At 65.1% G+C, this 11,174-nt stretch carries 10 protein-coding genes; 2 read left to right on the top strand and 8 right to left on the bottom strand.

Features of this window, described 5'->3' with window-relative positions; genetic code table 11:
• Window positions 1-23: 23 nt before the first annotated feature.
• A complete protein-coding gene (locus HEQ16_08210; protein ID MCO4054024.1) occupies window positions 24-1,238 on the bottom strand; it encodes an NADP-dependent isocitrate dehydrogenase in 1,215 nt (404 codons plus the stop codon).
• Between the two features lie 218 nt (window positions 1,239-1,456).
• Here HEQ16_08210 and HEQ16_08205 point away from each other — a divergent pair, with 218 nt between their 5' ends.
• Both HEQ16_08205 and HEQ16_08200 read left to right on the top strand, forming a co-directional pair.
• On the top strand, window positions 1,457-2,266 hold the full coding sequence (locus HEQ16_08205) for an RNA methyltransferase (protein MCO4054023.1): 810 nt from the start codon (window positions 1,457-1,459) through the stop codon (window positions 2,264-2,266).
• A gap of 74 nt (window positions 2,267-2,340) precedes the next feature.
• Window positions 2,341-3,129 (top strand): 2-(1,2-epoxy-1,2-dihydrophenyl)acetyl-CoA isomerase, encoded by a 789-nt coding sequence (locus HEQ16_08200; GenBank protein ID MCO4054022.1) that lies wholly within the window; start codon window positions 2,341-2,343, stop codon window positions 3,127-3,129.
• Window positions 3,130-3,201: 72 nt separating this feature from the next.
• Here the strand turns inward: HEQ16_08200 and HEQ16_08195 are convergent, their stop codons facing one another.
• The 7 genes from HEQ16_08195 to xdhC all read right to left on the bottom strand — a co-directional run bounded on the left by HEQ16_08195 (window position 3,202) and on the right by xdhC (window position 11,138).
• Window positions 3,202-4,071 carry an NAD(P)-dependent oxidoreductase gene (locus HEQ16_08195; protein ID MCO4054021.1) on the bottom strand — a complete coding sequence of 290 codons (870 nt, stop codon included), beginning with the start codon at window positions 4,069-4,071 and terminating at the stop codon, window positions 3,202-3,204.
• 832 nt (window positions 4,072-4,903) lie between these two features.
• The gene (locus HEQ16_08190) at window positions 4,904-5,197 is read right to left on the bottom strand and encodes a helix-turn-helix domain-containing protein (GenBank protein ID MCO4054020.1); all 294 of its coding nucleotides are present in this window, start codon (window positions 5,195-5,197) and stop codon (window positions 4,904-4,906) included.
• A gap of 643 nt (window positions 5,198-5,840) precedes the next feature.
• Window positions 5,841-7,646 carry a hypothetical protein gene (locus HEQ16_08185; GenBank protein ID MCO4054019.1) on the bottom strand — a complete coding sequence of 602 codons (1,806 nt, stop codon included), beginning with the start codon at window positions 7,644-7,646 and terminating at the stop codon, window positions 5,841-5,843.
• Between the two features lie 112 nt (window positions 7,647-7,758).
• A complete protein-coding gene (locus HEQ16_08180) occupies window positions 7,759-8,409 on the bottom strand; it encodes an ABC transporter permease subunit (GenBank protein MCO4054018.1) in 651 nt (216 codons plus the stop codon).
• A gap of 62 nt (window positions 8,410-8,471) precedes the next feature.
• On the bottom strand, window positions 8,472-9,197 hold the full coding sequence (locus HEQ16_08175; GenBank protein ID MCO4054017.1) for an ABC transporter permease subunit: 726 nt from the start codon (window positions 9,195-9,197) through the stop codon (window positions 8,472-8,474).
• 158 nt (window positions 9,198-9,355) lie between these two features.
• Window positions 9,356-10,129 (bottom strand): transporter substrate-binding domain-containing protein, encoded by a 774-nt coding sequence (locus HEQ16_08170; protein ID MCO4054016.1) that lies wholly within the window; start codon window positions 10,127-10,129, stop codon window positions 9,356-9,358.
• A gap of 130 nt (window positions 10,130-10,259) precedes the next feature.
• Window positions 10,260-11,138: a xanthine dehydrogenase accessory protein XdhC gene (xdhC, locus tag HEQ16_08165; protein ID MCO4054015.1), complete on the bottom strand. Its 879-nt coding sequence runs from the start codon at window positions 11,136-11,138 to the stop codon at window positions 10,260-10,262.
• Window positions 11,139-11,174 lie beyond the last annotated feature (36 nt).

The following is an 11,174-nucleotide window of genomic DNA, read 5'->3' as shown; positions in this document are numbered from 1 at the left end:
CCAGTTCTGCCGCGTGAGGGCGATCAGGCCGCCATGGCGCGAGTCAGGTTCTCGGAGATCTTGTCAAGGAAGCCGGTTGTCGACAGCCAGCGCTGATCCGCGCCGACCAGCAGCGCGAGGTCCTTGGTCATGAAGCCGCTTTCCACTGTGTCGACGCAGACCTTCTCGAGGGTCTCGGCGAAGCGGGCGAGCTGGAGGTTGTTGTCCAGCTTGGCGCGATGCTTGAGCCCGCCGGTCCAGGCGTAGATCGAGGCGATGGAGTTGGTCGAGGTCTCCTTGCCCTTCTGATGCTCGCGATAGTGGCGCGTGACCGTGCCGTGCGCGGCCTCGGATTCAACGATCTTGCCATCCGGCGTCATCAGGACCGAGGTCATCAGGCCCAGCGAGCCGAAGCCCTGCGCAACGATGTCGGACTGCACGTCGCCGTCATAATTCTTTGTGGCCCAGACATAGCCGCCGGACCACTTGAGCGCCGACGCCACCATGTCGTCGATGAGGCGGTGCTCGTAGGTGAGTTTCAGCGCCTCGAACCTGGCCTTGAACTCGGTGGCGAACACCTCCTCGAAGATGTCCTTGAAGCGGCCGTCATAGGCCTTGAGGATCGTGTTCTTGGTGGACATGTAGACCGGCAGCTTGCGGTTCAGCCCATAATTCAGCGAGGCGCGGGCGAAGTCCCGGATCGAGTCATCGAGGTTGTACATCGCCATGGCGACGCCGGCGCCAGGGGACCTGAACACCTCGCGCTCGATGACCTGCCCATCCTCGCCGACGAACTTGATCGTCAGCGTGCCCTTGCCGGGGAAGCGGAAATCGGTGGCGCGATACTGGTCGCCGAAGGCATGGCGGCCGACGATGATGGGCTGGGTCCAGCCCGGCACCAGGCGCGGCACGTTCTTGCAGATGATCGGCTCACGGAAGATGACGCCGCCAAGGATGTTGCGGATCGTGCCATTGGGCGACTTCCACATCTGCTTGAGCTTGAATTCCTCGACGCGGGCCTCGTCAGGCGTGATGGTCGCACACTTGACGGCCACGCCATGCTTCCTGGTGGCGTTGGCCGCGTCGATCGTGACCTGATCGTCGGTTGCATCGCGGTGTTCGATGCCGAGGTCGTAATAGTCGAGCTTGATGTCGAGATAGGGGTGGATCAGCTTGTCCTTGATGTACTGCCAGATGATGCGGGTCATCTCGTCGCCGTCCATTTCGACGACGGTGCCTTCAACCTTGATCTTGTTCATGAGGAGCGACCTTCCCGGGGGCATGTGATTGGCTGTGTCAGGCGCGCGGCACGGGGACGCAAGCCGTTCAGCGCTGTCTAGCGCGCGCGCGCCATGGCCGGCAAGCACGGCTTTGGGCTCAAGGTTACAGCTTCTTCAATCTGTCACCATGTGTCCTTGCGGCGCGTCCAGCCCAGCCGCCTCTCGCCTTTGGCTGCGTGCTGCGCTATGCGCGGGCCATGACCGGCGCAGGCACGAACCACACATTGATCAGCCGCGAGGGGCCTTCCCCGGCCATCATCCTGGTGGAGCCGCAACTGGCCGAGAACATCGGCATGGTGGCGCGCGCCATGGCGAATTTCGGCCTCAGCGACCTGCGCCTCGTGAAGCCGCGCGATGGCTGGCCTACGGGCGGCGGGCTGCCCAAGGGCGCGCATCAGGCGGCTTCGGGCGCCGTGCATATCCTGCAATCGGCGCGGCTCTTCGCCGATGCGCGCTCCGCCATCGGCGATCTCAACCTCGTCTTCGCCACAACCGCCCGCAATCGCGGCCAGATGAAGCGGGTGTTCACGCCCGCCGAGATGATGCCCGAGGTGGCGAGCCGGGTGAGCGCAGGCCAGGGTGTCGGCATCCTGTTCGGGCGCGAGCGCACCGGGCTCGAGAATGAGGAGATCAGCCTGGCCGACGCGATCGTGACCTTTCCGGTCAACCCGCAGTTCGCCTCGCTCAACCTTGCGCAGGCGGTGCTGCTCATGGGCTATGAGTGGTTCCGTGCCGCGCATGGCGACATCAAGCCGTTCGATCCGGACGCGCAGCTCCCCGCGGCGCGCGAGATGATCGTGTCCCTGTTCGATTATCTGGAGGATGAGCTCGACCGGGGCGGCTTCTTTCCGCCCGACAAACGCGAGATCATGGCCCGCAACCTGCGCGACATCCTGCACCGTCTGGCCATGACCGAGCAGGATTGCCGCACGCTGCGCGGCGCTTTCCACGCGCTGGCGGAAGGGCGAAAGCGCCGCAGCAAGGACGGCCCGCCACCCGCAGACTGAGCGCCCGCTCCTTGGAAAACGGCAAGGCCTGGGGCATAGTTCATAACTAAACCAATAAGCCCGGAAACGCCGCCATGACCGATGCCGCCCTTTATGCCGCCGCGAATGGCGTCGCCACCATCACGCTCAACAGGCCTGAGAAGCTCAACGCCTTTTCGGCGCAGATGTTCGAGGGCATCCGGGCGGGGCTGGATGCCGCCGAAGCGGATGAGGCGGTGCGTGTCGTCGTGTTCACCGGCGCCGGCCGGGCGTTTTCATCCGGTCAGGATCTCACCGAGAAGCTGCCCATGGACGCCGACGGCAAGCTCGATCTCGGCCCGCCGCTTGAGCGCGACTACAACCCGCTGGCGCTGCGGCTGATCGACTATCCCAAGATCACCGTCGCGGCGATCAACGGGCCTGCCGTGGGCGCGGCCGCCAACCTCGTGCTCTCCTGCGATCTCGTGGTGGCGGCGCGCTCGGCCTATTTCCAGGAGGCCTTCGCAAGGATCGCGCTGCTGCCCGACGCCGGCGGCACCTGGCTGCTGCCGCGCATCGTGGGCATGAAGCGGGCGCTGGCGCTGTGCCTGACGGCCGACCGCGTGAGCGCCGAGGAAGGCCAGGCGATGGGCCTGATCTACAAGGTGTTCGACGACGCCAGCTTCGCCGGGGAAGTGGCCGCCTTCGTGAAGCCCTTCGCCACCGGCCCTGCCCTCGCCTACCGCATGATCAAGCAGGCGCTTGCCAGATCCCTCGACAACGACTTCGCCGCCCAGCTCCAGCTGGAAGCGGACCTGCAGCGCCAGGCCGGCCGCACCGACGATTTCCAGGAGGCGATCATGGCCTTCATGACGAAGCGGCCGCCAGCGTTCAAGGGACGGTGAGGTGATGACTGACGCGGCGCTTTTGGCCGCGCACGTCCATCACGGCCTTGCGCTGCGTCAGCCCCTGAGCCGTCACCTGTTGAGCCGCGCCATCAGGCTCGACGTGTCCCAACGCGCGCCGCCCATCTTCTGCACTTCGGCATAGAACTGGTCCACCAGCGCGGTGACTGGCAGGTTCGCGCCGTTGCGGCGGGCTTCGGCCAGCACGATGCCGAGGTCCTTGCGCATCCAGTCCACCGCGAAGCCAAAATCATATTTGCCGGCGTTCATGGTCTTGTGGCGGTTCTCCATCTGCCAGGAGCCGGCTGCGCCCTTGGAGATCACCTCCACCACAGCCTCGATGTCGAGCCCGGCGCGCTGGCCGAAATGCAGACCTTCGGAGAGGCCCTGCACCAGCCCGGCGATGCAGATCTGGTTGATCATCTTGGTGAGCTGGCCCGCGCCGCTTGGCCCCAGCAGCTTGCACATGCGCGCGAAGCTGGCGATCACCGGCTCGGCTCTGGCGTAAGGTGCCTCATCCCCGCCGCACATCACGGTGAGCACGCCATTGTGCGCGCCCGCCTGCCCGCCCGAGACGGGCGCATCAATGAAATCGAAGCCGCGCGCCTTGGCCGCCGCGTGAAGCTCGCGCGCGACATCCGCCGAGGCTGTGGTGTGGTCCACGAAGATCGTGCCCTTGCCCATGGCGGCAAAGGCGCCGCCCTCGCCGATGGTGACGGCGCGCAGATCGTCATCATTGCCCACGCAGGCGAAGACGATGTCCTGCCCGGCAGCGGCCTCGGCCGGCGTGCGGGCAGCTTTCCCGCCATGCTCCGCCACCCAGGCCTCCGCCTTGGCGAAGGTGCGGTTATAGACCGTGACGGCGTGACCGCCCTTGCGCAGCAGGTGACCTGCCATCGGATAGCCCATCACGCCAAGGCCAAGGAATGCGACGTTCATCAGGGTTCTCCGTGAAGCAGGAAAAAAGGCTTCCCGCACTAGCGCAACGGAACGCCCCGCGCCAGTGCGGCGCGCGCCCACGGGCTGTGCAGGCGCGGGCGCGATGACGCCGATTTGAGCGCAGGGAACCCCGCGCCGTCACCGTTTTGCTATTGGTTGTTAACCCGACTCACACCACCTTGTATCGGTCGGCAAAGTCGCCGGCTTTTTTCAGAAAGGAGGTGATCCAGTGTCTCATTGTCATCATTCGCGGTCTCAAAAGGGCTGGGTCCTCTCTGCAAAGAGGCTCGGCGTCTGATCGGGCTCGCGTTCGACAATGCCAACGAGATCGGAAAGGGGCGGCGCAAGCTGCCCCTTTTCATTTGGGGGCGGTGGCGCCGGCCATGCTCATCCTGCCGCCAGTCTGGCATCTTGCGAGCCGGGATCCTCCCCATGCGGATTTCCGCCAGTTCCGCGCGCCGCAGAGGTGCCTTAGGTCCACATCGCCACGACAGGCAGCGTCTGCCGGCGCTCCCCTGCTCCCCGGAGCCGCTGCTGGCGTTTCGCTGTCAACGGTCCGCGACTTTGAGAAGGGCCGTCGAACGCCCATTCCGGCCACCCTAAAGGCAATTGAAGCTGCCCTTGCCGTTCGAGGTATCGAGTTTCTTTCCAAGGACGGGAAGGCATGGGGCGTGGCCTGGAGCTTCAAACCTTGAAGCCAACTAGACGGACATCAACGTTTGTCATATGAATGGTGGACCGGAGGGGGATCGGACCCCTAGCGAGCCAGTGCAAACCCGACTGCTGGAACCATTCCCCGGCCCGAAAAGCCGCCCGTTTGGGCGGCTTTTCTATTTCAAATAGCGAGAGCTCGCTTTACCATCTCAGGGTCGCGGTCAATCAACGTCAGCAAAACGCGAGCGGTCGCATCTGGGCAACGTTTGTCTTGCTCCCAATTCCTCAACGTATCCAATTTCAAACCGAACCTCGCGGCAAACTGGCGCTGCGTCATCCCAAGCTTATCGCGCACCCGACGAACATCGATGCTTGTCGGAGCCTCCCATTTGAGAATGCGGGCGGCCGACTGATCACCCTCGGTCCAAGCGAGCACGTCATCGAGCCCCTCAATTATCTTGTGACCGTCGTTCATGGTTCTCTCCTCGTACATCTAAGCTTGCCGGTTTGGGACCCGGATAAATCCGGTGGACCAACACATTCGTTCTAAGACCAAGGCAACTTTTGCCTCGATTTGCCTGTAGTTCTCTCGGGTAAGGTCCATTTTTTGGCCCTTCGAATAAACAGCAAGCAAGAAAAGCGGGAAATTCAAGTCTCGGAAATAGTAAATGATCCTAGCGCCACCACGCTTTCCTTGACCTTTTGCCGTCCATCGGAGCTTGCGGAGGCCGCCAGTGCCACGGATGACAGCTCCTTTGTCTGGGTGAGCCGAAAGGTAGTTCACTAAACCAGTACATTCATCCGGCGACAAAACATTGGTACAGTCACGATCGAATGATTTGGTCATCACGAACTCGATAGGGTGTCCTTGAGCCCGAAACGGAATTACATTTTCGACTTTCTGCATTACCACCACCTGCAAAGCGCTCCCAAAGCACAGCTTGAGCCAGTGGCAATCGCTGCACAAAGCACCTGTAGGCCAATGGCCTACCTGTGTCAACGACCAACTTTGCGTTGGTGCATTTGCTACCTAATGCCGGAAATGCCCATGGCGGCATGCCAAGCGATCCCGAGGCCATCATCTCATGCACTTGCAGGGCGCTTCCCGCGGCCCCGCGTCACACCATCGGCTGAGCCCTGCCATCCGCTCCGGCGGCGTGGCGGGCGGCGGTTGCGTCGTTGAGCGGCTGCCGGCCTTCGTGCGTGATGTCCCTGTGTTTCAGCCTGAAGGACAGGCGCACGCGGAGCCGCAGGTATAGCTCGATGGAAGCGTGCATCACCCTCGGCAGGAGGGAGGCTCGCGCCGATCGCGCCAATGAGCCCGTGTACCAGCTTGACACCGTGCGCCGCGCCCGTTTGTCGACCAGATGGCGGAGAAGATCGCCGCTGGTCACGAGCGGAGCCAGATCCTTGGCGACCTCGTGCGTGACGCCGGCGTGGTGGGGGATCGCGCCATAGGCTTCCGCCTCCGCCGGGGTCGGCGACAGCCTGAAATGGCGGTGGGCATCGATGGCCGCCGCCTGAAGGGCGGCCTGCATCTCCTGCGCGCTGAACAGCTCCGGGTCCACAGCGCCCAGCAGATTGTCGACGAAACGCAGCGCCACCTCCTGCTGCACGAGGGCGCCCCATTCGATCAGAACGGTGTTTTCGCGGACGGGCGGCGAGCAGATCGGCTTGCCGTCCTGCGAGAAGGCGAAGCCCTTGACGCTGGTGTGATCCGCGGCGGCCATGACCTCCAGCAGGCCGACATTCCAGGGAATCTCGCTCGTCCATGCCTGATGGCTGTCGTTGGCGCCAAGCACGGGATTGTTGATGCCGATATAGTATCCATGCAGCTTCACGCGGCTTCCGAGCAGCTTCTGCATCCGCAGTTGCGTGGTCCCCCGCCACCCGAAATCGACGATGCAGGCTTCATCCGCATCCAGCAGCCCGGCCTCCCCGAGATAGCGCAGCGCGGGTTCCCGGGCCTCGCGCGCCCGGCCTTGCAGCGGCTCCAGGAGGGACGGCGCCAGCAGCGCGCCGACAAGGGCGCGCCGCTCCTCCGGCGAGAGCGATGCTGATGTCCGGCTCATCTCGAAGGGCAATTCTCCGGCAACCGATGCGATGTCCGCGGGGCTGTACTTCAGCACGGTGAGCGCTTCACCGAGCGTGACGACGTCATAGTAGGCCAGGGCCAGCGCCTCTTCGACGATGGCGGGGCTCTCCACCGGCAGCGCCGGCAGCAGGAAAGCCTGCCGCGATGCGTAGACATAGCGCACCTCGACATCGAGCTTGAGCCAGCGCACCAGCCGCTCGCAGATCCTGGCCAGGATCTGGCCGTCACGGGCGAGGAAATGGATGGCGCGGCCGCCGCGCTTCAAGACATCGAGCAGGACCCATAACGTGTAGGCCATGAACAGCGGCCCCCCGACGCTGGCAGACGCCGTCACGATGCCTTCCTTGCCTGACTCCGGCTGAGCCAGGCGCGCGGCCCGGGCAGAGCCTGCGATGGCGGAGGCCAGAAATTCGCCTTGGCCAGAGGCCGCCAGCATGCGCTCGCGCGTCGTTGGGTGCGATCCGGTGAAGAATTCGGCGCCCCGGCCCCGGGCATTGCGCACATCGGCGACGACATTGCTGCCCAGATGCCGGAAGGAGGACGGGGCAACGCCACGCTCCGCCGCGACCTCGTCATCGAGCGTCCCCTCGGACTTGCTCTTGCAGCGTTCGCTGGAGGCCCCGACCCGGCAGGGAGCATCGATGCCGGCTTGCCGAAGCAGCGAGGCGACGAAAACGGGCGTGCAGCAGGAGCTGATGCCTTGCCTGAGCAGCTTTCTGCCAACGATCAGGTGAAGGTCCTCGGGCGAATGCACCAGCCGGCACAGCGTCGTATCGAAGACATCGAAGGTGAAATGCGGCGGGTTGCCCAACGGAGCGCCCAAAGCCATAGCCTGCCTCCTTGCCTCGTGTGGAGATCGGATTACGCCATGAACTGGCTGGCAAATGGATCAAGACCCCGCAGACCTCGATCACTGTCTAGGCGGCGATTGTGGCGAAAGTCTATCTGACCACCACATGCCGCGTCAGCCTGCGCTCCATCACATCCCAGAGCCGGCGGATGATCTCCACCATCGCAAGGTAGAGGAGCGCTGCGTAGAGGTAGATGCTGAGATCGAAGGAGCGGGCGAAGGCGAGGCGCGTCGCGCCCATCAGATCGAACAGCGTGACCAGCGAGGCCACGGACGATGACTTGATCATCACGATCAGCTCGTTTCCCAGCGGGCGCAGCGCCACGATCATGGCCTGGGGCAGCACCACATGGCGCAGCGTGGCCCAGCGGTGCAGGCCGAGCGCGGCGGCGCCCTCGAACTGGCCCTTGCCAATGGACTGGATGGCGCCGCGCAGCACCTCCGCCTGATAGGCCGCCGTGTTGATGGTGAAGGTGAAGAGCGCGCAGTAATAGGGCTCGCGGAAGAACCACCACAGGCCGACATCCTGCCAGAAGGGCCGAAGCTGCCCGAGGCCGTAATAAACCAGGAAGAGCTGGCAGAGCAGCGGCGTGCCCCGGAAGAAGGTGGTGTAGCCGCCAACCAGCGCTCCCGACCAGCGCGGGCCGTAAAGCCGCGCCAGAGCGAGCCCGAGCCCGATGACGAAGCCCAGCGACACCGAGATGGCCACAAGCTGAAGCGTGATGCCGAGGCCCGTGGCCATGCGGCAGCCATAATTCTGCAAAACCTCGGAGCCCACCCAGTAGCCGGGATGATCGCACCACCTCACCGCAACTGCCCCCCGAAGGCGGCCTGGCCCCGGTTGGAGCGGCGCTCAAGCCGAACGAAGAGCCACGAGGAGATCAGCGAGAAGAACAGGTAGATCAGCGCTGCGGCGGTAAAGAACAGCAAGGGCTCCTTGGTGTTGGATGAGCCGCGCTGGGCGATGAACATGATGTCCTGCAAGGTGATGACGGAGACGAGCGAGGTCTCCTTCAGCAGCACCATCCAGTTGTTGCCGAGGCCCGGCAACGCCACGCGCATGAGCTGGGGAAAGACGATGAACCGGAAGACCTGCGCCTTCGACAGCCCCAGCGCCGCGCCGGCCTCGCGCTGGCCCTTCTGGATGGCGTTGAGCGCGCCAGACCAGACCTCGGACGAAAAGGCTGCGAGCACGATGCCGAGCGCCACCATGCCGGCCACGAAGGGGTGGATCGAGAAGCCCTTGATGCCGATGGTTTCCAGCATGCGCTGGACCACGATCTGCACTCCGAAATAGATGATGTAGAGCGTCAGCAACTCCGGCACACCGCGGAAAACCGTGGTGTAGACGGTGGCGAACCAGCGGGCCACGGCGCTTTGCGAGCGCGCCATGAGCGCGATGACGAGGCCCAGACCCAGCCCGAAGGGCAGCGTCGCCAGCGCGATCGAGATGGTGACGCCCGCCCCCTGCAGCAGAGCCCAGCCCCAGCCGCCATCGCCAAACCCGAGATAGTGGAGGTTGCTGAACATGGAGGGCGGAGGCTCCGGGATGGCGGATCGAAGCGGAAGGGAGGCGCCATGTCCGGACGCAGCGAGGCGGAGGGGAAGGGAACCCGGCGCCCTGACGGCTGGCCCGATACCCTTCCCGGCCCTTCAGGCCGCCGGGGGTGACGCCGTCTTTCGCGGCCTCACATCACGGGGAACTTGAACCACTTGGCGGCGATGCGGGCATGGGTGCCGTCAGCGAGGGACTCGGCGATGGCCTTGTTCAGCATGTCCTTGATGGCGGCGTCCTCCTTGCGCACCGCCATGCCGACGCCAGGGCCATGGATCTGCGGATCGCGCTGGATGTCGCCCACAAGGCGGCAGCAATCCTTGCCGCGGGCGGCGAGGAAGTCCTCGAGCGCGAGGCGATCGGCCACGATATAGTCGAGGCGGCCGTTCAAGAGGTCGAGGTTGGCATCCTCCTGCTTGGGATAGAGGCGGATGTTGGCGTCCTTGTAGTGCTTCTCCAGCCAGTTTGCGTGGATGGTGGAGCCCTGCGCGCCGATGGCCTTGCCCTTGAGGGCGGCGGGCGACATGTCGTTAGATGTCACAGACTTGGCGGTGATCATCGAGATCGGCGTGCGGGTGTAGACGGCGGTGAAGTCGACGCGCTTGGCGCGCTCTTCGGTGGCGTTCATGCCGGCGATGATGACGTCGTACTTCTTGGCGAGCAGCGCAGGGATGATGCCGTCCCAATCCTGCACCACCCAGGTGCACTTCACCTTCATCTTCTCGCACAGCGCGTTGCCGTAATCGATCTCGAAGCCGACAAGCTCCTTGTTGGCGTTCAGCGCGTTGAAGGGCGGATAATCGCCCTCGGTGCCAAGCCTGAGTTCAGTGATGGCCTGCGCCTGCACGCCCGCGGCGCCGGCAGCGAGGAAGGCCGCAGCGGCGGCCCATCTGGCGAATGATTGCATGTCGAAACCTCCCGTATTGTTCTGTCTCCTCCAGCGCTTGCGGCGGAACCCGCGCCAGCCGGGGATTGCCCGACAGCTTGCGCGACCGGTCGGCGGGCCGCAAGGGGGGTCCACCGCGATGCTGCCCGATTTATGGGCGGGGACGTGGAATGGCGGCATCAGCGCGCGTTGCCGCCCGGTGCTCCTCCATCACGGACAAAAGCTGCGCCGCAACGCTGGCAGCGATCACGGCGGGCTCCTTGCCTGCGATGCCGGGCAGTCCGATGGGGCACGCAAGGCCCGCGATGCGATGCTCGGTGAGGCCCAGTTCGCGCAGGCGGCGCTGGAAGCGCGCCCGCTTGGTGGCGGAGCCGATCAGCCCCACGAAGGGCAGATCATCGCGCGACAGCGCCGCGGCGGTGATGGCGAGATCCAGCGCATGGTCATGGGTCAGCACCAGCACGAAGCTGCCGGCCGGCAGCGCCGCCACGGCGGCGGGCGGATCGCCGGTCAGCATAGCCTCGGCATTGGCCGCCAGATGGGGGGGAAAGGCGTCGTCGCGCGAGTCGATCCAGCACAGGCGGAAGGGCAGCGGCGCCAATGCCAGCGCCAGCGCGCGGCCGACATGGCCCGCGCCGAAAAGGGCGAGGGGCTGCCGGCCATCGCGCGCCTCGGCCTCAAGGCGCAGCCGCGCGAGCTCCGCCGCATCGGCCGCGGTGAACACCCTCAGATCGAGGACAACGCGCCCGCCGCAGCACTGGCCAAGGTCGGGGCCCAGCGCGCGGTCGATGCGCCGGGTCAGGCCCTCGCCAGCCCTGGCCAGTTGCCGGGCCAGAACCTGCGCCTCCCATTCCAGCGCGCCGCCGCCGATGGTGCCGAGATAGCTGCCATCCCTGAGCACCGCCATCATCGCGCCGGGCTCGCGCGGGGCCGAACCTCTGGTGTCGGCCACAGTGACGAGCGTGGCCGCGCCATCGCGCGCCACGATGCCGGCGAGCCGCCCGAGCAACAAGGCAGCCGGTGTCGTCATGGTGCTGTCGCCCATGTGGTCCGGCGGGGCGGCTGC

The sequence above is a fragment of the Bosea sp. (in: a-proteobacteria) genome (genome assembly GCA_023910605.1).
Classification (GTDB): Bacteria; Pseudomonadota; Alphaproteobacteria; order Rhizobiales; family Beijerinckiaceae; genus Allobosea.
Note: the sequence above shows the minus strand (reverse complement) of the source record. Positions and strands in the feature narration are given on the sequence as shown.